Genomic DNA, 22791 nt, shown 5'->3' with positions numbered 1-22791 from the left:
ATAGGCGAAAAGGCAGGTCTTTTCGCCTTTATTTTATACAAAAAAAGAGATCGAATCCAAATGATTCGATCTCTAAAAAAGCACCCTTAATTGTCAATGTCTTAACTTAATGACATTGGGTTTAATCCCGTCGCTTCTAATAAACTATCTTTAGTTAAAATTCAATTTTCCAATTAACATTTCTTGAAAATTTTTCGCCTGGAAGTAAAGTAAAAGCATCTAAGCTATTGCCATCCTCTGGAGCAACTTGAGCTTCAAGGGTAACACCATCATGTTCACCCAAATTATGAGTAGCACCTGTATGATTAAAAGTGTTTGCAGTAAATACTACTACACTCGGTGCATCAGTTATCATAATCAACTTTCTATTCTTACTTGGTGAAGTTAATACAGCTACTGGATCTTGCCCATTTAAAATAAATGGATGATCTAAGCCATTGCGGATTTTAATCTGATGCTCGTCAGAGTTAATAACATCCCCTAGTCTCTTACCATTACGAAAGTCAAAAATAGTTCCGTCAACTCTTTCAATGCTTCCTTTAGGCATAGTGTGATCATCTACTGGTACATAATAATCAGCGTTAATTTTTAGATTTAAATCCATTACATCATGATCTGGTCCATCAAGTCTGAAATATGTATGATTAGTTGGATTAAACAAAGTCGTTTTATCACTATAAGCAGTAATGTTGTAATGCAAATTATTTTCATTATCCAAAGCATAGGTGGTGATTACCTTTATGTTGCCTGGGTAATTGTTATGACCATCTGCTTCAAATAAAGTAAAAATAGCTTCTACATGATCCTTCTTAACTTTAGTGGCAAAATCCCAAGGGCGATTATCAAGACCTATCATTCCACCACCGTGAAGTGAATTATCACCATCATTCAATGGAAATTGTGTGCTATCACGTCCATGTCGCCATAACCCATTACGAATACGTCCAGCAACACGACCTACAGTCCCACCTAAATAATTACGTTCTTTTGCGTAATCTTCCGGTGTTTCAAGAGACATAATAATATTTTCTTTTCCGTTTACAGTAGGAATCTCAAATTTTTCAAGTGTTGCACCGTAATTTAAAATTGTCGCTTGTACTCCATTATCGTTTTGAATAGTAATTTCACAAAGATCTTTACAATTCATGTTGCCATACTTATTAACTACAGCTCTCATCACTTATCACCTACTTTAAGCTAATCCTGACCATATTCCATGAAGCAGGAGCTAAAGTTATATCCAGCTCTTTTTGAGTAAGATCAAACTTATCATTTTTAGCTATCTTCATCTTCCCATCTTCATTGGTTTGTTTCATTCCATAACCTGCAAACTGTGTAGCCTCTTTAACAGTATTAAATTCAAAGTCACCAGCGTTAACATGCAGCTTCATACCGTCTTCCAATGATCTATTTAAAGCAAAAATGGTCACAGTATTTTCTTCATCGTTTAAAATAGCAATACTATCAAGGTATGGAATATTTTCAAAATCTTTTGATGAATATGACGCAGCCTTTTGAATTGGGGTTAAAACGGTACCACGTCCATAATTTGAAACTTGCATAAATGGGAAGAAAATAGATTGCTTCCAGGCATTACCGTCCTCATCTGTCATAATTGGTGCAATAACATTAACTAATTGAGCCAAACACGCAATCTTTACACGGTCAGCATGTTTCAAAATAGTAATCAGCAATGAACCCACTAATAAAGCATCCTCAAAATTGTAAATATCTTCAAGCAAATGTGGAGCAATCTGCCAAGGCTTATTTTTAGCATCTGCATCGTTTGAATGATACCAAACGTTCCATTCATCAAGTGAAAGATTTATCTGTTTGTTGCTGTGCTTTCTCGCCTTAATTGAGTCACAAATGGCAATTACGCCTGAAATAAAATCATCAAGATCTTTACCTTTAGCTAAATAATTAGCTGTATCATTTTCTTGATTGCCATAATATCTATGCAATGAAAGATAGTCTACATTATCATAAGCTTCGTCTAAAACTGTACTTTCCCATGAACCAAAAGTTGGCATATCAAGAGCTGAACTACCACATACTACAGTTTCAATACTTTCATCAACTAATTTCATAGCTTTAGAGGTTTCATTAGCAGCGCGACCATATTCTGTCGCAGTCTTATGACCAATTTGCCATGGACCATCCATTTCATTACCAACACACCAAGTTTTAATGTTAAATGGCTCTTCTGCCCCATTTTGTCGACGCCAATCACTGTAAGCCGTACCTTTAGGGAAATTACAGTATTCAACTAAATGACGAGCTGCATCAATTCCTCGTGTTCCCATATTAACAGCCATCATTGTATTCGTATTGGCCTTTTTAGCCCACTTTTCAAACTCATGTAAACCAAATTGATTGGTTTCAATGCTGCGCCAAGCTAAATCGAGGCGCCGCGGCCGGTTCTCCTTTGGACCAACAGAATCCTCCCAATTAAATCCAGAAACAAAATTACCACCAGGATATCTAACAATTGGGACATTTAATTCTTTAACCAAATCAATGACATTCTTATTAAAGCCGTCTTCATCTGCATTGGGATGATCAGGTTGATAAATGCCATCATAGACAGCCCGACCTAAATGTTCAATAAATGATCCGTAAACACGGGGATCTACCTTACTAATTGGTGCATATTTATCTAATGTGAGATTTGCTTTCATTGTCTTTTTCTCCTAAATTTTATTGAATCTGATCTTTATCTCCTGGTTCACCAAAATCAGGTAAGCCATTTTCTTTCCAGTTAAAGTATTTTGCATAAGCATGTCGATCAGGATTATTTAAGGGATCACCTTCAATTTGAGTATAAGGACGTGCGTGATAGATCAGTACATCTTTGCCATTTACCTTAGTAAAGCTATTATGACCAGGTCCCCATAGCTTATTTTGGGGTGCACTCTTGAAAACAGGTTTCTCTGACTTATGCCAAGAATATCCATCAAGTAAATCTAATTTTTGATCTGCCCACAGCATGCCCATCGCATAATTTTCATCCGTTGCGCTAGCAGAATAAGTAATTATTATTTTACCGTCGTGTGTGATTTCAGCAGGACCTTCATTGACTTTGAAGCCTCTTTCCTCCCAGTCATATTCAGGAATAGATAACAATAATTCCTTTCCTTCAACAGTCCATGGATTTTTCATTTTTGCTAAAAACAAATTGGAATTATTATGAATTGCAGGCTCTAGCTGTGCCCAACACATATATAAATCACCATTATGTTCAAATACAGTTGCATCTAATGAAAAACTATCTTGGTGTGTCTTAACTTGACCTTTTTCACTCCATTTTGCAGTTAATGGGTTATCACCTTCCCCTTCAAGAACAAAAATATTATGGTGATGTTTACTGTCTCTAACTTCTGCATCATCAGATGCAGCAAAGTAGACATACCATTTTCCTCGCCAAAAATGTAATTCTGGTGCCCAAATTAATTCACTCATAGGACCACTAGTATGAGCCGACCAAATATATTTAGGCTCTGCGTCTTTTAAATCAGTTAATTTCTTTGCTCTTCGCAGCTCAATTACCTTATAACCTGGTACTGAACCACAAAAGTAGTAATAGCCATCATGTAAATAGACCCAAGGATCAGCTCTTTTTTCTACTAAAGGTTTATTATCCATATTAATTCTCCTCAAAAAATAAACGATGAAAATTCGAAGATTCAAATTTTCACCGTCAAAAACATACTTACGCTAGTATTTAGTTTTTAATAACTACTTTTTCCTTTAAATCATCGAAATCTTTTTGAGTAATTTTCCATAAAACATATGCTGTTAAGGGGATAATAAATAAAATTGCATATTGTGGGAAAATTTTTAGTGACACATAATCTCCAAAGATTAGCACAATCATTAATAATGAAAGAAGTGGTTTTCTAATTAATAAACGTGTTGCAAAAATGATTGAGTTTTTAAAATCCACATAGAAGTAACTTTGTATAAGAATATTCCACATTGCATGGATTATACTTAGAACAATTAATAATGTCAGCATTGGCATAAAAAACTGTCCATTTTTCATTAACTTATTCGCTGAAACTAAATCCAAAAGTAGAAAGATTATGATAATTTCATACATTAAGCTGTTAATCCAACCAGTTTTAAAAGCTGAACTAAAAGCTTTAAAGTAATACTTAGCTCCAGCTATTACTTTATCTCCTACTTCATCATTCTTTAGATAACTTACCAAAGCAACTAAAGAGGGGAAAATCGTGATAGAAGCTATCAAATATACTAATGAAGTAAGTAAAGTAAACTTCAAATTAAAACTTAGAATACACAGAATTAAATTACTAATAAGGAGAAAGATATTACCTAGAATTAATCTCCATGCAATTTGAATTCCTGTATAAATGATATTTCTTCTATGCATATTTGCTCTATCCCTTCACACCACCAACAACGAAGCCATCTTGGAAGGCTTTTTGGTTGAAAATAAATACAAGCATAATTGGTAAAATTGACATTACAGAACCAGCAAACAAAAGTTGATAGTTATTACCATATGGTGTCATAGCTGACATCAACCCTGCTGGGATAACGAAGTTAGTATCTGACTTCATAACAATCAATGGCCATAGGAATGAGTTCCATGCACCCATAGTTGTCAAGATAGTCATAGCCCCAAATGCAGGCTTCATAAGTGGAACATATATCTGCCAGAAAATTCTGAATTCACCACAGCCATCTAACCGAGCAGACTCTGCGTAATCAGGAGCTAAACCCATACAGAACTGTCTAAAGAAGAAGATTGTACCCGCTGGAACAATACCAGGTAGGATAACACCTGCATAAGTGTTCAATAAGCCTAACTTAGTGATTAATTCATACATAGGAATGGTTAAAACATCGCCAGGGAACATCATCATAACTAAAACAATTATGAAAATGACATTTCTTCCTTTGAATCTATACATTGCTAAGCCATAACCAACCATTGAAGTAAGAATTAGGACTAATATGGTTTGAACAATAGTAATGACTAATGAGTTTCTATACCATAACCAGTAGATACCGCCTCTGTTAGTCCATAATGATTTATAGTTATCTAGATTCATTTTTGAAAAATCTAGATGGACATTTAACCCATTTGAGAAAATATCTTGTGCGCTCTTAAATGAGGAAACCACCATAAAGTAGAATGGAATTAAAACAGCGATTGCTATAATTGCCAAGAATATGAAAGCAAGTATGTTATTGATAAGATTTTGTTTCTTTATACTGTGCATAATGTGATGCCCCCCTTTAATCTTTGTCATACAAACCCATGAGTTTAGTTTGAATGGCATTAACTACAGTCACAATGATGAACAACATAACACCAACCGCACAGGACAAACCAAAGTTACCATCAGTAAAGGCAGTCTTATAAATTAAGGTTACTAATGTAGTACCGATATTATTAGGAGATTCCGCACCCCAGTATACATATGATTCGTTAAAGAGTGAGAAACCAGCTTGAATTGAAATAGTCAAAACATAAATAGTAATAGGCTTTAACATTGGGATTGTAATGTAACGGAATTTTTGCCAACCATTAGCACCATCCATATCAGCTGCTTCATAAAGATCTGGTGAGATACCTTGTAATCCTGAAAGGAAGTAAATTGCGTTAACACCAATCCAACGCCATACACAAATTACAACCAAGGCAAACATAGCAGTATGAGGACTGTTTAACCAATCCAATGGCCCAATACCAATATGCGATAGCCATTCATTAAATACACCTGTTTTATCTGAACTAAAAGCATATCTGAAGATCAGACCAGCAATAACAGTTGAAGTTAATACTGGTGCAAAGTAAACTGACTTAAAGAAGCCGGTCATAGGTGTACCTTTTCTATTAATAATAAATGCTACAAACATTGGAAGTGGAATTAAAATTACCAAAGTCCAAACTGTATATCTGAAGACATTCCATAATGCAGCATAGAAGTCCTTCATAATAAACAGTTGTTTATAATTAGTTAACCCAATCCAAGTTGAACCAGCTACACCATTAACTTGTTCAAAACTCATCTTTATCGCTGAGAAGAATGGATAAACTGAGAAAAGGCAAAACGCTATAATGAATGGTGAGACAAACAGATATGGCGCAACTTTTTGCCAATTTATCTTGTGGCGACGGTGAATGTTCTTTTTACTAACAGATTCACTCATATTTATCGCTCCTTGTCTTTAAATGAAATAATGGAATTCGACCTTACTGAGGAATTCCATTAATTCTTAAGATCTAATTTTTAGCAGCTTTAAATTGTTTTGTAAGTGCCTTTTGAGCAGTATCCAAAGCAGTCTTTGCTGATGGGTGTCCCTTACCAATTACACTAGGTAAAGTGTACTTCAATAAGTAGTCATTTAATGCTGGTGAATTCTTATCAGTAGTAGTTACGTGTCCAGTTTGATTTTGTAATTTAACTAAAACATTGAAAATGTCTTTACCGAAGTATTCAGTGTATTGATTATCCTGCTTTACAACTGGTGAAGTCCAAACGTCCTTACGGATAGGGTCAAATCCTAACAAACTCCATTGTTTACCAGCCATAGTCTTATTAGCTTTACCAAAGACAACGAATTCCTTGGCAAGTTTTTGAACTGATTTAGGTGTTTGATTAGTTACCATAGTGGCAGTACCACCACCATCGGCAGAAGTACGGTTTCCTTTATTAAACACTGGCATTGGTGCAATTGCAATCTTGCCCTTTAACTTAGGCATAAATGAAACCATACGGCTCATGTACCATGCAGGCATAGTTACTGAAGCAACATTACCTTTATTAAATTGAGCATAAGCTTGATCGTTATCAATGTTGCCACCTGGAGACTTTCTAGCAATCTTATCCTTGTAGATCCAGTCTTGACCCATTTGAAGTGAACGAACAGCAGCTGCATTATTTACATCTGGTTCAGTCTTAGCTTTATTGAACAAGTCAGCATGTTGTTGTGAAATTTGTGCATACCATTGGAAGTTCGCATTTGGTGAATACCAAGTCATAAACTTGCCAGTCTTACTTTTAACTTGCTTACCTGCATCTGTATATTGCTTCCAAGTTTTAATGTTCTTGTAGTTAACTCCGGCTTTTTTAAGAATGTCAGTATTATAGTAAGTTACATATGTACCTACGTGATAATCAAGTCCGTAGTATTTACCATCTTTTTTGTAGTTATCAAGTCTTGATTGAATTAGTTCACTCTTATATGGAGCAATTTCTTTGTTTAATGATAAGTATGGTGGGTTCTTAGCTTTTAATTGAATAGCGGCTTGTCCCAGTTCAACATCAACGAAGTCTGGTGCACCTGTACCACCTTGTAAAGCAGTAGTTAACTTTTCATTTTCGTTTGCGAATGGTAAAACCGTAGTTTTTACTTCAATTTGACGCTTTGGGTGTTCTTTATTCCAAAGCTTAGCTGCTTCTTTCCAATATTTGGTATGGATTTGTTCAAATGTCCAATAAGTCAAAACCGTTTTACCATCTTTGGTTTTTTCTGGTTGACTATTGTTCTTATTTCCACAAGCACTTAATGATAAAGCTGTTAAGACTGCAACTCCAACTAAAGCAGTCTTCTTAAAAGCTTTTTTCCATTTACTACTCATATGTATCCTCCTCTGTATCTAATTGCGTTTTCTGAGTTTAGAGCGCTTTCGTTGATTACAGTTATAGTATCCTACTTGTTAGGATAAATGTCAATAAATTTTTAAAATTAATTAAATAAATTAAGTATAAATTCCATAAGCAGTAGCAACTTATACAGATAAATAATGCATTCTCAATTGTAAGCACAAATATTTTGCGTTAAACTTGAACTAACCTACTAATAGTATAAGGAGTATCTAGTCTATGTTGAAACGTCAAATAATTCGAGAAGAGCTTTCTCGACACAAAACAGTAACTAGTAAAATAAAGTACATTGTATTTGCATTCAAATTTGAATTAATCGTTGCAATTGTTGTATTAGGTTTTGTTGGTTTTTTCGCTCATTCAATTCTGGTTCATGACAATCCTGTTTTGAATGTTGGAATTTATACACCAAATAAAGAAATCAATAGTCTTCAAATTTCTACAACATCTGAAAAATTAGTTAAAGCACTGCATGTTAACTATAACAATCATCGTGATACTGTCTCTATCACAGCTGGTTCAACTATGAAGATCAGTGATAAAACAAAGATGCAAAGTATGTTGATGGCAGGTCAACTCGATGTTTTAGTTGTTGGAAAAAATGATTTTAATACTCTAAAGAAGAAAACCAAGAATTTCAAAGTTATCCCTAATAACTTAACCCAAAAGATAAAATCACAATATAAATTTACCCATAAGGGAAGAATTGTTGGGATCTCCGCTAATCAGTTGCCTATTTTTAAGAACACTGTTAAATCAAATAACATTATTTTCTGTCTACCTTCAAATGGCAAAAATTCGAAAGAAACCAACAAATTAATCAACTACTTATCATCTTCAATTCATTAAAACTAATCAATTTAAAACAATGCTGATATATCTATCGTTTAACAAAACGAAGATTATCAGCATTTTTTATAATTTTAATTCACTATTTTGGAATAACCAAAGTTACAATACTCTTATCATCAAGAGCAACATTAATTTCATTACCGTTAATTTGGTAATTATTAAAATCGTTTAAATGTATTTTATCAGGCTCTTCAAAACTATTGTGTGCATCTTTTTCATCACTGTGTAAGACTTTGGCATAACTAGGTTTCTTCACCGCATTTGTCATTTTAATTGTAAGATTGTTACTTTGATTTAAAGAAGTATTACAAATGGATATAATGTAATTATTTTCTTTTTCAGAAATTGAATAATTGATTGGATCACCGTTATCACTATAAGCGGCAATAAATTTAGCATCTTGATGAAGCTTATACATATCGAAGACATAATAAGTTGGAGTTAGAACCATCTGGTTGCCTTTAGTTAAGATCATGGACTGTAATACATTAACAGTTTGAGCAATATTAGTCATTCCAACTAAGCCAGCATGTTTAGCAAAGATATTCAATGTAGTGGCTGCCATTATAGCATCCCTGATAGTATTTTGCTGCTGCAAAAATGCAGGGTTTGTACCTGATTCAGCATGAAGCCAATCTCCCCACTCATCAACAATCAATTTTACTCGATGCTCTGGATCATAACGTTTCATTCTTAGACCATGCTCATGAATAAAGTAATCCATCTTTCTAATACTATAAAGTAATGAATCCCATTCTTTATCTTTAAATCCTACTGCATAGCCCTTTTTATCCCACAAGTCAGTTAAACCATAATGGTGTAAACTTAAGCCATCCATAAATTCACTGGCATTTTTCATCACTACATCTGTCCAGTTAAAATCATCGATATTAGGACCACATCCTATCTTAACCAATGGTTTCTGGCTGTTATCATATTGATGCACAAAACTTTGCCACAAACGATATAAGTCAGCATAAAACTCGGGACGCATATGTCCGTCTTCGCCCCATTCTTCATTGCCAATTCCTACAAAGCGTAATTTCCATGGCTTCTCATGACCATTTTTAGCACGTAAATCAGCCATTGGGCCATAAGGACTAGTAATATATTCGAGCCAATCCGTCATCTCTTGAATAGTACCTGAAGACATATTAACATTCAAATATGATTCAGCTCCAATTTGCTGACAAAAATCAAAATACTCGTGTGTACCAAATTCATTACTTTCAAGTGATCCACCCCAACTAGTATTTACGATTGGGGTTCTCTTATTTCCAATACCATCTTTCCAATGATAAATATCAGAGAAATACCCACCAGGCCATCGTAGAACTGGAACTTTAATATTTCTAAGTGCCCGAACTACATCACTTCTAATTCCTCTAACATTTTCAATATCACTATCTTTGCCTACCCAAATACCCCCATAAATGCCAGTACCTAAATGTTCACTAAATTGTCCTTGTAAATACTTACTCAAGGTTACAGTAGGCTTAATATTTCTAATATCAACTACATTACTCATCTCTATATCTCCTCGTTTAACCATACACTCATCGAACTTGGTTTTCTATTTGCCCAGGCATAGTATGGAATTAAAGTTAAAGGTCTAATTTCGTTATCCTTTTCTAATTTGGTCGTATATAACTTTGTTTCATTAGTATGGATACTATTTTGAATTTTAACCTTCACAATTCCTTCCAGCATTTTTGAATCAAGCTCTGACTCTGCATCAGTAGGCGTCGGAATTTGATACTCATCGTAACTACCAGAATTATCTATTCCTTCAGCACAATAAATAATTGGACCTCTTTGAATAGCAACTTTACCATGATCATCACTAACCCTAGCATTCGCATGTATCAAATGCACATTCATATCCAAGTTAATTGAAATCTCGTAATCTTCTGAGATTTTGAAGTATTGTATACCATTCTGAATATTAGTTTTTATTGACGTATCATTTACTTTAATACTAGTTTCTTTACTCCAAGCCGGAATTCTAATTGCCAAATCAAAAGACTTTTTATTTGGATTTGAAACCTTAACTTTAATTTTTCCATACCAAGGTAATTGACTTTCAACTTCGATTTTTACTTGATCAGAAAATTCAGTTTGATTTGAAATTAGTTGGTCAATTAAAATCTGATCACCTTTAATGGCATAGATATATTGATCGATTGATGCAATTAATCTAGTAATATTTGCCGGGCAACAAGCACAAGAAAACCACGATAATCTTCTATTTGATAAATGTGAACTTGCAGGGTTTAAATATGATTTATTTGATATTTCTAATGGATTTGCATAAAAATAGTGTTCTCCGTCTAAGGAAATCCCGGTTAAAGCACCATTATATAGCTCTCGCTCAAGAATATCGCCATATTCTCCTTTAAATTCACTATTTTCTAGTTGTTTAGCTAGCATTATCATAGCTACTGATGCACAAGTTTCACCATAATCTGTTTTATTTGGCAAGTCATAATCATAAGTAAAGGCTTCACCAGCTGCAGTTTGCCCCACATTACCAGTAATATACATTTGCTTATTAGTTATATCTGTCCATAAGCGTTTAACCGCTTCTAATAGCTTTTTGTCTTTCTTAAGTCTTGCTACATGAGCTGCACCCGTCAAATAATATAAAACTCTTACAGCGTGTCCTTGAACCATTTTCACATCAAAAATAGGTCTTTCATCAAATAAATAATTATTTTTGGCATGTCTCATTTCAGGAAATGGATCATACTTAATGTCATTAAGCTGGTTTTGTTTGTCAAAGAAATCTGGTTCAGTACCACGAACTAACACAAAGTAATTTGCCAAATTCAAATACTTTTTATTATGAGTACAGTCATATAATTTGGTTAAAGCCAATTCGATTTCCGGATGTCCATCATAACCATGTATTTTATCAGAAGCATCTCCAAAATTGCGATCAATACAATCAGCCATCTTTTCTGCAATTTCTAAGGCTTGCTTGTTTTTAGTGACATTGTAATATGCTACTCCCGCTTCAATATAATGTCCCATAGAATAGAGCTCATGTGACTGTTGTAGCTGTCTAAACTTCAGACTAGGTGTATCAATTTGATAACGCGTTGACAAATAGCCATCACTAGCTTGAGCTTTCCCGATCAAATTAATAACTCGATCTGCTAAAGTTTTTAATTCATTTGAATACTGATAACGCAAAACATAAGCTACAGTTTCTAACCACTTGTAGACATCCGTATCTTGAAAGATCATCCCTTGGTGATGCCCTTCTTTTTCTTGAGCAGCAATTTTTAAATTTTCAATTGCACCACTTTTCTCACTGGCTCCACCAGCTACTCTATCACTTGTTACTTCAGGTTGTTCACTATCAGAAATCATCTTCCATTGAAAAGGTACTGCCATTTTGGCAATTAAATCTCGATACCTTTGCCAAAATGGGGATGTTATTTCAATATTTTTTAGTCTTATTTCCTCGCTCATTTTTAGATTCCTTTCTTCAGCTAGAAAGCGATTTCATTTGAATTATATCATACAAATTAAGATGAATTAAATTCTTAACACGTATTCATCCTATAAATTTTACTAGTTCTATTGATTTATCCGTTCAAATATAATAATGTTAACTTGAAATGATTCTATAAAAAGGAGGATTTTACATGCATCTTTCAAAAAAAGTAAAACGTCATTTACTGCTCGGTGCAAGTGCTATTACAGTAGCTCTTGTTTCTGTGGGCTTAACTTCTTGTAGTAAACCACAAGCCTTTAAACCATCAAAATGGCATACAACGATGGAAAAACATCCTGCTATTCACGATCCGTCAATCGTAATGGTTAAAGATAAAAGTGGAAAGCCACATTACTACGTCTTTGGTACACATGTAACTGAAGCTGAATCCGATGACTTGGTACACTGGAATGTACCATTTACGACAAATTATGAGAATCCTAAAAAGAATATTATTCTTGGAAATTTTGATAAGAATTTAAAAGTTCCATTCAAGTGGGCTGGCCACAATGACGCTGATTCTGCAGGTGGCTACGCCATATGGGCACCTGACGTTCATTACGACAAAGACTATAAATGGGCAGACGGATCAAAAGGAGCATATTTATACTATTTTGCTAACTCCTCAACATGGAGGAGATCGGTAATTTCTGTAGCTGCTTCTAAGTCAATTAAAGGTCCGTACACTAATGTTAAACCGATTGTTTATTCTGGTTTTACAAAAAATGACGCTACAGATGGTAGTGATCGAAATATTAAATATACTAAAACTAACCTACCTAAGTTAATTAAATCCGGAAAAGTTAGCGGTTGGAGCGACAAATGGAATATGCCTGGTGGTTCAGAATGGAATCACTTTTATGCTCCCAATGCGATCGACCCTGCCGTATTCACCGACGCACATGGAAAGACTTGGATGGTGTATGGATCGTGGTCTGGTGGCATCTTTATGTTAAGGATCAATCCAAAAACCGGTACAGCATATTACCCTGGTCATGACAGTAAAACTAAAGATGGTCGAATTATTGATCGTTACTTTGGTACTAAATTATTGGGTGGATATCATCAATCCGGTGAAGGTCCGTATATCATGTATGACAAAGCCAATAAATATTATTACCTCTTTATTACCATAGGAGGACTTGATTACCAAGGTGGTTATAATATGCGAATGTGGCGTTCCAAGTCACCGGATGGACCGTATGTGGATGCCAAAGGTCAGGCAGCTCCTAGTTATAAAGAAGCTACTGGATCTAAGATTAATACTAAATATGGTATTAAAATTAGTGGTAACTATAAATTGCCAGGAATGGATAAATCTTATAAATCTGGTGGGCATAATTCTGCTATAAAGACACCGAATGGACAATATTTCTTGGTATATCACACCAGATTCTCATTTGATAATAATTTCCAGTTGAGAGTCCATCAAATGATGATGAATAAAGAAAATTGGCCTGTTAATTTACCGTTCGCATACACCGATAAAAAACCGTCAGCTTTAGCTAAAAATAAGATTCCCGGAACATATACCTTTTATAATCTAGGCACTCAAACTTCTGCTAGTGACGTCGCTAGAAAAGAAATAACTTTATCCGAGAATCATCTAGTTACTGGTGGCATGACTGGAAAATGGAAAATTGAACCTAAAGATTCTAAAACATATTACTTAACTATTACTTCTGGTAAAACCAAATACAATGGCGTAGTCACAACACAATACGATAATGAAGAAAAAAAGTCTGGATGGAAAATCGTATTATCTGCCATCGGTAATAATAATGAAACCATTTGGGGATTCAAAGACCTCAAATAATAAATTGACTCTTTAAATATGTGATAAGCTCATATTTAAAGAGTTTTTTTGTTCTAAACTAATAAAAGGCCGTAGAACTTATTTGTCCTACGGTCTTTCTTACATTATGAATTTATTTGTGAATTATATTGTTTTGATTATTCTAGAGGGAGAAATATTAATTAAATTAGCTTAAATTGATTTATTTTTCAATATCTACGAAGTTAATACCAAACAATCTTGTTAACTCACGCAATTGTTCTTCACTGGCATTGAATGAAATAACTGAGTGGTGACCACCACCTGCACGCATCCATGCTTTGGCACCTTCAGCTAAGCCCATCTTAGGTGTCCATAATTGCTTAGCAGTTGGAAGCTTTGGCATTGGCTTTTCAGGTAATTTACCGTCAACTGGATAAGATACAATCTTATACCCGTCATCAAAGTATGACAAGGTAAGACAAATGGCATCCCCTTCTGAACCAGTAAATACCAGTCTAGCTGGATCTGCTTTACCACCAATACCTAGTGGGTGAACTTCTACACGTGGCTTATCTGAAGCTAATGTTGGATCAACTTCAAGCATGTGTGAACCCATAATTGTTTCGTGACCATGCCGTAAGTCTAACGTGTAGTCTTCCATTAAACCAGTCTTCTTGTTAGAAGCCAAAATCTTCATCAAGCGACTCAATCCAGCAGTCTTGAAGTCACCTTCTGGACCAAATCCATAGCCTTCTGCTTCAAGCATTTGTGCAGACAAGCCTGGTAATTGTTCTAAGCCTTCAAGATCTTGGAAATTATCACAGACAACATTGTAGTCATGATCATCCATGAACTTCTTAAAGGCTAAATATTCACGTAATTGATAGCGAACGGCATGAACATACTTGTCGTGATCGTTGTCACCTTCAACCATGTCATACTTTTCTTCGAGTTTCTTGTATTCTTTGTCAATATCATCCTCAGAAACTGCATTTACATATTTAACTAATTCAGATACTGGCCAGTAATCTACAGTCCAGCCCAATTTAATTTGTGCAGCAACCTTATCGCCTTCAGTTACGGCAACATCACGCATAGTATCACCAAAACGTACGATTCTGATATGGAAGCTTTCATTATATGCTACAGCTACATGTTGCCAGTCAGCGATTTGTTTTTGAACATCTTCATCGCCCCACCAGCCATAAACAATTGTATCAGGTACGTGCATTCTAGCATTAATGTATTCATACTCACGATCACCATGGGCACTTTGATTCAAGTTCATATAATCCATATCAATGGTGTCAAATGGGATATAATTCAAATATTGCGTTGCCAAATGAAGCAGTGGCTTTTGTAATAATTGCGTCCCACGAATCCAATTTTTGGCTGGTGAGAAGGTATGCATCCAAGTAATCACACCAGCACAACTATCATCATAGTTGGCATCCTTCATAATTTGAGTAATGCTTTCAGCTGTAGTAGCTACTAGCTTAAAGTCAATTGGATAATCCAGCTTTTTGCTATCATTTAAGCCTTTAACGATTTTTTCAGCATTTTCCTTAACTTCTCTTAAAGTTTCTTCGCCGTAAAGTGGTTGACTTCCGACGATAAACCAAAATCTATAATTTGGCATCTTACGCATATTAACGATCTCCTTTTTAAAATCTGTTTTACTAAACGCTTTCATAAATTATTGTAGTAAATTTATACGTATAAATCAATACTAATTTATGCTTTATTGTACTTTTTATCCGAATAAATGATATGATTAATTTGAAAATTTGTCATATTTGTTTATAGAAAGGAATATATGATGCAAGCAAATATTAAATGGCTTGATGATCCTCGTATCTTTAGTGTTAACCAGATTAAAGCGCATAGTGATCATCAATTTTATCGTAATTATGATGAATGGCAACGTAACAATAGCAGTTTTCAACAAAGCTTAAATGGTCGTTGGCAATTTAATTTTTTTAATAATCCTCAACAATTACCAGACAAATTATTATTAACTGGTAGAGAAATAAAAAATACTACTTCTATCCTTGTTCCAAGTGAAATAGAACTTCAAGGATATGCGCAAAATCAATATACAAATGACCGTTATCCTTGGGAAGGAAAAATCTATCGTCGACCGGCTTATATTTTGGATAAAAATGATACTCAAGAAAATTCGTTTAGTCAGGGAAAAGATAATACAGTTGGTTACTATTTAAAACATTTTGATTTAAATCCGACTTTACAGAATAAGAACATACGAATTCGTTTTGAAGGAGTAGAACGTGCATTTTATGTATTTCTTAACAATCATTTTATTGGTTACGCAGAAGATAGTTTTACTCCATCTGAATTTGATTTATCGCAATATATAAAGAACAAAAATAACCTTTTAACTGTAGTTGTTTTCAAGCATTCAACTGCTTCTTGGTTAGAAGATCAAGATATGTTCCGCTTTTTAGGAATCTTCAGAAATGTGGAGCTGCTTGCAACTGAATCTACACATCTTGAAGATTTAGATTTAAGACCAAAATTAAATCATGATAACCAAAGCGGCCTTTTAGCTGCACACTTGTCATTCATTGGTAAAAAAGATGGCTTCATTCATATCTATGTCAAAGATCATAATGGTAAAAGTTTATTTGATCAACAATACTCGATAGAAAATCAATTAAACATTGATAATATTACATTTAAATCTGTACATCCCTGGAGTAATCATGATCCTTATCTTTATCAATTATTTATTGAAGTTTATTCTTCGAATTCAACTTTACTGGAACTTATTCCATATCAGTTTGGCTTTCGACGTATTGAAATTAATGATCAACATGTTGTTTTACTGAATGGAAAGAGATTGATAATAAATGGCGTTAATCGTCACGAGTGGGATGCTGAACGCGGAAGAGCGATTACCTTAGATTATATGAAACAAGATATTAAAAGTTTTCAAAAAAATAATATTAATGCAGTCCGAACTTGTCACTATCCCGACCAAATTCCATGGTATTACATGTGTGATCAAAGTGGAATTTATGTCATGGCAGAGAATAATATGGAAACACATGGGACCTGGCAACAAGCAGACTATAATGTTCCCGGTTCTAGTCCAGAATGGTTAGATGCAGTGATAGATCGAGCGCGTAACAATTATGAAACACTAAAAAATCATACTAGTTTTGGTCATTAGGCAATGAATCTTATGCCGGTGAAGATATTGCTAAAATGAATGAATTTTACAAATCTCATGATAAAAGTCGTCTAACACATTATGAAGGTGTTAGTTGGACTCCTCAATATAGATCTCGAATTTCTGATATTGAGAGTAGAATGTATCTTCCTCCCAAACAAGTTGAAGATTATCTAAAGAATAATCCTGATAAACCATTCGTAGAGTGCGAATATATGCATGATATGGGGAATTCTTGTGGTGGTATGGGAGACTATATCAAATTGCTTGATCAATATCCACAGTATCTTGGTGGTTTTATTTGGGATTATATTGATCAAGCCTTAACAGTAACTGATAAAATCAGTGGTCAAAAAGTTTTGCGTTATGGCGGTGATTTTGATGATCATCACGCAGATAATGAATTTTCCGGTGATGGATTGATGTTTGCAAACAGAACCGAAAAGCCAGCAATGCAGGAGGTACGCTATTATTATGGTTTACACAAATAAAATGAAGGTAGTATACGGCACCAGAATTTTAGGACTCCACGGTCAGAACTTTAGTTACCTATTTAACTATAATTTACATGGATTAGAATCTATTAAAATCAATAATAAGGAATGGCTATATAGAATGCCTACACCCACTTTTTGGCGTGCGACAACTGACAATGATCGTGGTTGTGGTTTCAATATCAAATCCGCTCAATGGCTTAGTGCTGATATATTTAGGAAAAATAAAGACATCAAATTAGAAGTAGATAATCATTGTTTTTCAACAATTCCAGATGGAGGCAAAAGTAATGTATTTAGCAATCATGAATTTGCTTCACTTGTAAAAATAACTTTTAACTATGAGACGGTCACTATTCCTTCAACTCAAGTTGCTCTAACTTACACAATTAAAGCAAACGGGGAATTAAAAGTTGCCTTACATTATCAAGGAAGAAAAAATCTGCCAAGTCTGCCAGTATTAGGCATTAGATTTATAATTCCTACTCCAGCTATACATTTTGATTATCAAGGACTATCGGGAGAAACATATCCCGACCGCATGAAAGGCGCAATTGAAGGTAAATATCATATAGATGGAATGCCTGTTACACCTTATCTTGTGCCACAGGAAAATGGAATGCATATGAATACTCAAAAATTATTTATTACACGCAATACAACTCAAAATAATACTGATCATATACTCAATCCATTTGGTCTAAAAATCCAGCAAAGCGATTTACCGTTTAACTTTAGTTTATTACCTTACACAAGCGAAGAATTAGAAAATGCCACTCATATTGAGGAACTACCTTTAGAACGAAGAGCAGTTTTAGTAATCGCAGGATGTGTTAGAGGAGTCGGCGGTATTGACAGTTGGGGAAGTGATGTCAAACCTCAGTACACAATTTCTGCTGAAAAAGACTATGATTTCTCCGTTATCTTAAATGCTAAATAATCCCGAATTTGAAAAAATTCTCAAAACAAAAATGATCTAAATTATTCAAAAGTTTAGACTATTTTTATTTTCATATTAATTATCAATGTATATAGTGATATACTAATTTCAAAAGAATTGTTTTCGCTATCTAGTGCATTAACTCTCTATTTCTTTAACTTTAGAGCTAATAGAACCATTATAAATCATTTTTACTTCATAAAGTTTAGATTCAACTTCTTCACCAGCAATCATTTTAAGCATCATCTTTGCAGCATCTACCCCCATCCTTTCCTTAGGGTGTTCAACTGTAGTCAGCTTAGGAATGACATAATGTCCCATTACGAAATCATCAAAGCCAGCTATAGACACATCCTCAGGAATCTTTAGATCAATAGAACGAACTACATTCATCATCTGAATTGCTAAATCGTCGTTATAGCATACAATCGCCGTTGGTGCTTCCGTTCCTTCCAGTAAGTTAACTGTTTTCTTAAAAACTGGATTCACGTCTTGCTGAGAATGATACATAACTGTCTCACTTAAGTAAGAAATATCTGGATGCCCCATATAGGCATCTAAAAAACCTTTTAATCTATTTGCCCCCTGCATATCATCTATCTGAAAGACACCTAATATTCTCTTGTGCCCCAGTTTTATCAAATGATCAGTCATTTCCTCCTCTGCCTTAGTATCATCCAATTCAAGGTATGGAAAATCTAATTGAGGATAATGAGCATTAATAAATAAAGTTGGAATTCCTGCTTCTTTAAGCTTGGTATAAATTGATAAATCCTTATTTGGTAGAGCACTTTGACTAGGTTCGATAATCAACCCTGATACTTGATTATCAATCATGCGTTGAATGGCTTTTTCTTCACGCTCACAACTATTATGGGTATTATTCAGTATCAAAGAATAACCATTTTCAGTAATTATTCTATCAATACCACTAATAATTCTTGGAAAGATGTAATCTGCTAAGTGAGTAGTAATGACACCAATCAATTTACTATCGTTAACAGGTTTACGTTGCTTCTTCCAGTCATCCACATACATGCCGCCACCTTGAACACGATAAATAAAGCGTTCACTTTCTAATTCTCCAGCTGCACGCCTAATAGTATAACGACTGACACCATACTTTTCCATCAATTCAGATTCTGTCGGTAACTTGCTGCCAACCTCATATTTTCCATTTTTTATTAGGTTTTTAATTTTATCTTTTACATTTTCATATTTTATTTCCGACATAATTGATTGCCTCTACCACGTATAAATTCTCTATTATTTAACAATTTATTATACCAAAAAAGCCATCCAGTTAATATAAATAAAACTTATAAAAAGACCGAAGACCTTATCGTAGTCTTCAGTCTTTTATTGACTAAATACTAAGCATGCTTAGCATGATCCATTGAATGTGCATTATTTTGACCATAATATGCATTCTTACCATGCTTACGGTAATAATGTTTGTCTAATAAATATTGTGGTAAATGACTATTTCCTCTAGTCAACATCAGAGTATGATAATCTTCTTCAGCTATCACTTCCAACACTTTAGCATTGTACACAGCTTGTGCTGGTGTCTTCCCCCAAGTAAATGGGCCATGTTGTGATACCAAAGTTCCTGGTGTAGCCTCATAGTCTAAACCACGTTCTTTAAATGTTCTAACAATTGTTTTACCAGTATTACCTTCATAGTCCTCATTAATTTCTTCTTCAGTTAAAGCATCTGCTGCTGGAACGTCAGTATAGAAAGTATCCGCATGAGTTGTATTTAAGGCAGGAATATCCATTTTAGCTGCCGCAAATGAAACTGCCCAAGGTGAATGCGTATGAACAATTCCACCAATTTTTGGGAAATGATTATATAAATAAGTATGAGTAGGCGTATCTGAGGATGGATTACGTTTTCCTTCGACCACTTCTCCCTTCAAATTTACGACAACCATGTCATCAGGTGTCAATTCATCATATGGCACGCCTGATGGCTTAATGACAAACAGACCTTTTTCACGGTCAATTCCAGAAACATTTCCCCAAGTAAATGTAACCAAATTTAACTTGGGTAACTGCATATTTGCTTCATAAACTTCTTTTTTTAAATCTTCTAACATTGTTTTGTCCTTTCACTACTACTTGATTTTTTCACCAGCTAAAGCTTCTACTGCTAAACCATTTCTATAGCTCTTAATGAATTTTTCATACCCCTCAACTCTTGCAGGTTCAGGGTTCAAAGTTGTACTCTTTGGGTCTTTGAATACTTCTTTATCCAAATAATCAGCTAACGTCTCTTGAGTATCACTTGCCGCATACTGTGCGAGTACAGCCATTCCCCATGGTCCACCTTGACTAGCAGTTTCCATTACTGTAATTGGTAAATTAATAGCATTAGCCAAAATTTGTTGAGCAATCACTGGAGTTCCAAACAAACCACCTTGAGCAACCATTACATCTGTTTGAACATTTTCTTTTTTAGTTAAAATATCCATGCCAATCTTAAGTGGTGCAAATGCGGCATAAAGTTGTGTTAAAAAGAAGTTAGCCAGATTCATCTTACTATTTGGTGTCCTTACGAATAATGGACGACCATTTTGAATGTGAGTAATATTTTCACCAGACAAATAACTATAGTTAATTAATCCACCAGCATCAGAATCAGAATCTTTAGTAGCATTAAACAGAGTGGCATATAAATCATCTGTACTTATCTTTAGACCAGCTTTTTTAGCAAATTCTTTAAATAAGTCTACCCAGGCATTAATATCAGATGAACAATTATTGATATGAACCATCGCAACAGCTGCACCACTTGGCGTTGTCACCATATCAATATCTCTATGCAATTCTTTTAATGGCTTATCCAATACATTCATTGAAAAGGCAGATGTTCCAACCGATATATTTCCTGTTCTTTCTCTTACACTATTAGTTGCCACCATTCCAGTACCGGCGTCGCCTTCTGACGGAGCAATTAAACTTCCCGGCTGTAAATTACCTGATGGATCAATCAATTTAGCACCTTTTGGTGTTAATTGACCAGCTTTTTCACCGGCTACTAGTACTTTAGGCAGAACTTTATTAATATCCCAATTAAATTTTTTGACTTCAGGAAGTTCCTTAAATTTATTTAATAAGTCTTGTCGATAATCCTTTTTCTCACTATCTATTGGAAAAATACCAGAAGCATCTCCAATTCCTGTTACTCTTTGACCACAGAGCTTCCACGTAACATAACTATCCAACGTTGTCACAAAGTTGATATCTTTAACATGTTTTTCGTTATTCAAAATTGCCTGATAAATATGCGCAATTGTCCATCTTTGTGGAATATTGAAATTAAATAATTTTGTTAATTTATCTGCTGCTTCTTCTGTTATATTATTGCGCCAAGTTCTAAATGGAACTAATAGTTTTTCATTTTTATCAAAAGCTAAATAGCCATGCATCATAGCACTAATACCAATTGAATTAATACGGGTTAAAAGAATCCCATATTTATCGGTAATATTCTTACTTAATTCAGCATATGCAGCTTGAATTCCCTTCCAAACATCTTCAATTGAATAAGTCCAAATACCATTAACTAACTTATTTTCCCAAGTAAAACTACCTTTAGCTAACGTTTCAAAATTACCATTAATCAAAACTGCCTTAATCCGTGTTGAACCTAATTCAATCCCTAGTACAGCCTTACCATTCTTAATTGTTTCAATATTTTCTTTATCATTCATAGAGTTTCCTCCATCGTCACAATATTTATTCATCAATTAAATATTATCTCGTATTAATAACAAATTCAATATAAATATCAATAAATTAGCGACTTATCATAATAAATTTTGTGTATTATGTTAAAAAGATTAATGAAGAAAACTAGTTTTTCTATAATTTCCTATATTGACAGCTTTTATTGCACATACAAATAATAAAGTTATTGATCTTTTTCCAAAATCGTGGTATTTATTAAATGAAATCGGTTTCACTTAATAATATCTTTTATTTAAGGAGGATTTTATTATGCACAGTAATAAATTGAATCAGAATTTAACAAATCATTTTTCATTACGCAAACTTAGTATTGGAGTTGTATCAATACTAATCGGTGTATCCTTTGCCGTATTTGACTCTAATCACGTAATGGCAGATACTACTTCTGATTACCACGAGTCAGAAGAACAAACAGAATCAACTATCAATGACTCTCAAAAAAGCCAGAATACTTCAGAACAAAATGAAATTTTAACCACTGAAAAAACAACTGATCTAGCAGCTAATGTTTCATCAAACAAAACATACTAATCTAGTGTTGGATGATTACTCGACGGAGTAGTCGTTCAACACTTTTTCTTTTACTATGTAAAGTGGAGATGAAGCCAATGCCGTGACTGCTTTGGACACATGA

The 22791-nt window shown here is 34.2% G+C and carries 17 protein-coding genes and 1 pseudogene; 5 read left to right on the top strand and 13 right to left on the bottom strand.

Going from position 1 to position 22791, the window contains the following annotated elements:
* Positions 1–154: 154 nt before the first annotated feature.
* The 7 genes from B5E95_RS08495 to B5E95_RS08465 all read right to left on the bottom strand — a co-directional run bounded on the left by B5E95_RS08495 (position 155) and on the right by B5E95_RS08465 (position 7618).
* Positions 155–1177, bottom strand: a complete 1023-nt coding sequence (locus B5E95_RS08495; RefSeq protein ID WP_087236240.1) for an aldose epimerase family protein — start codon at positions 1175–1177, stop codon at positions 155–157.
* A gap of 10 nt (positions 1178–1187) precedes the next feature.
* On the bottom strand, positions 1188–2681 hold the full coding sequence (gene arfA, locus B5E95_RS08490; protein ID WP_087236239.1) for an arabinosylfuranosidase ArfA: 1494 nt from the start codon (positions 2679–2681) through the stop codon (positions 1188–1190).
* Between the two features lie 19 nt (positions 2682–2700).
* Positions 2701–3645: a glycoside hydrolase family 43 protein gene (locus B5E95_RS08485; RefSeq protein ID WP_087236238.1), complete on the bottom strand. Its 945-nt coding sequence runs from the start codon at positions 3643–3645 to the stop codon at positions 2701–2703.
* 79 nt (positions 3646–3724) lie between these two features.
* Positions 3725–4396, bottom strand: a complete 672-nt coding sequence (locus B5E95_RS08480; RefSeq protein WP_087236236.1) for a hypothetical protein — start codon at positions 4394–4396, stop codon at positions 3725–3727.
* A 7-nt stretch (positions 4397–4403) separates the two neighbouring features.
* Complete coding sequence (locus B5E95_RS08475; protein WP_087236234.1) at positions 4404–5252, bottom strand: carbohydrate ABC transporter permease; 849 nt, start codon at positions 5250–5252, stop codon at positions 4404–4406.
* 16 nt (positions 5253–5268) lie between these two features.
* A complete protein-coding gene (locus B5E95_RS08470; protein ID WP_087236232.1) occupies positions 5269–6186 on the bottom strand; it encodes a carbohydrate ABC transporter permease in 918 nt (305 codons plus the stop codon).
* 73 nt (positions 6187–6259) lie between these two features.
* Positions 6260–7618 carry an ABC transporter substrate-binding protein gene (locus tag B5E95_RS08465; RefSeq protein WP_087236230.1) on the bottom strand — a complete coding sequence of 453 codons (1359 nt, stop codon included), beginning with the start codon at positions 7616–7618 and terminating at the stop codon, positions 6260–6262.
* Between the two features lie 244 nt (positions 7619–7862).
* Here B5E95_RS08465 and B5E95_RS08460 point away from each other — a divergent pair, with 244 nt between their 5' ends.
* On the top strand, positions 7863–8492 hold the full coding sequence (locus B5E95_RS08460; RefSeq protein WP_087236229.1) for a hypothetical protein: 630 nt from the start codon (positions 7863–7865) through the stop codon (positions 8490–8492).
* An 82-nt stretch (positions 8493–8574) separates the two neighbouring features.
* On the opposite strand, the gene B5E95_RS08455 is transcribed toward B5E95_RS08460, so the two are convergent.
* Together B5E95_RS08455 and B5E95_RS08450 are read right to left on the bottom strand one after the other, a co-directional pair.
* The gene (locus B5E95_RS08455; protein ID WP_087236227.1) at positions 8575–10023 is read right to left on the bottom strand and encodes an alpha-N-arabinofuranosidase; all 1449 of its coding nucleotides are present in this window, start codon (positions 10021–10023) and stop codon (positions 8575–8577) included.
* A gap of 2 nt (positions 10024–10025) precedes the next feature.
* Positions 10026–11972, bottom strand: coding sequence for a glycoside hydrolase family 127 protein (locus tag B5E95_RS08450; RefSeq protein ID WP_087236225.1), 1947 nt, complete (start codon positions 11970–11972; stop codon positions 10026–10028).
* A gap of 176 nt (positions 11973–12148) precedes the next feature.
* Here B5E95_RS08450 and B5E95_RS08445 point away from each other — a divergent pair, with 176 nt between their 5' ends.
* Positions 12149–13813 (top strand): glycoside hydrolase family 43 protein, encoded by a 1665-nt coding sequence (locus tag B5E95_RS08445; RefSeq protein WP_087236223.1) that lies wholly within the window; start codon positions 12149–12151, stop codon positions 13811–13813.
* A 181-nt stretch (positions 13814–13994) separates the two neighbouring features.
* Here the strand turns inward: B5E95_RS08445 and araA are convergent, their stop codons facing one another.
* Positions 13995–15422, bottom strand: coding sequence for an L-arabinose isomerase (gene araA / locus B5E95_RS08440; protein WP_087236221.1), 1428 nt, complete (start codon positions 15420–15422; stop codon positions 13995–13997).
* 171 nt (positions 15423–15593) lie between these two features.
* On the opposite strand from araA, the pseudogene B5E95_RS08435 reads away from it, so the two are divergent.
* Both B5E95_RS08435 and B5E95_RS08430 read left to right on the top strand, forming a co-directional pair.
* Positions 15594–17458: pseudogene (locus B5E95_RS08435) on the top strand (glycoside hydrolase family 2 TIM barrel-domain containing protein).
* Positions 17442–18401, top strand: a complete 960-nt coding sequence (locus tag B5E95_RS08430) for a beta-galactosidase small subunit (protein WP_087236218.1) — start codon at positions 17442–17444, stop codon at positions 18399–18401. Before B5E95_RS08435 ends, B5E95_RS08430 begins: the two are co-directional and overlap by 17 nt.
* A gap of 138 nt (positions 18402–18539) precedes the next feature.
* Here the strand turns inward: B5E95_RS08430 and B5E95_RS08425 are convergent, their stop codons facing one another.
* From B5E95_RS08425 to B5E95_RS08415, 3 genes are all read right to left on the bottom strand, one after another.
* Entirely contained in the window at positions 18540–19634 is a 1095-nt protein-coding gene (locus tag B5E95_RS08425; RefSeq protein WP_087236216.1) for a GntR family transcriptional regulator, read from the bottom strand.
* Between the two features lie 140 nt (positions 19635–19774).
* Positions 19775–20503 (bottom strand): L-ribulose-5-phosphate 4-epimerase, encoded by a 729-nt coding sequence (locus B5E95_RS08420; protein WP_087236214.1) that lies wholly within the window; start codon positions 20501–20503, stop codon positions 19775–19777.
* A gap of 18 nt (positions 20504–20521) precedes the next feature.
* On the bottom strand, positions 20522–22120 hold the full coding sequence (locus tag B5E95_RS08415) for a xylulokinase (protein WP_087236212.1): 1599 nt from the start codon (positions 22118–22120) through the stop codon (positions 20522–20524).
* A gap of 286 nt (positions 22121–22406) precedes the next feature.
* Between B5E95_RS08415 and B5E95_RS08410 the strand changes: the two genes are divergently transcribed.
* Positions 22407–22688, top strand: coding sequence for a YSIRK-type signal peptide-containing protein (locus B5E95_RS08410; protein ID WP_087236210.1), 282 nt, complete (start codon positions 22407–22409; stop codon positions 22686–22688).
* The last annotated feature ends 103 nt before the right edge of the window (positions 22689–22791 follow it).

This window comes from Lactobacillus gallinarum, assembly GCF_002160635.1.
GTDB lineage: Bacteria > Bacillota > Bacilli > Lactobacillales > Lactobacillaceae > Lactobacillus > Lactobacillus gallinarum.
Note: the sequence above shows the minus strand (reverse complement) of the source record. Positions and strands in the feature narration are given on the sequence as shown.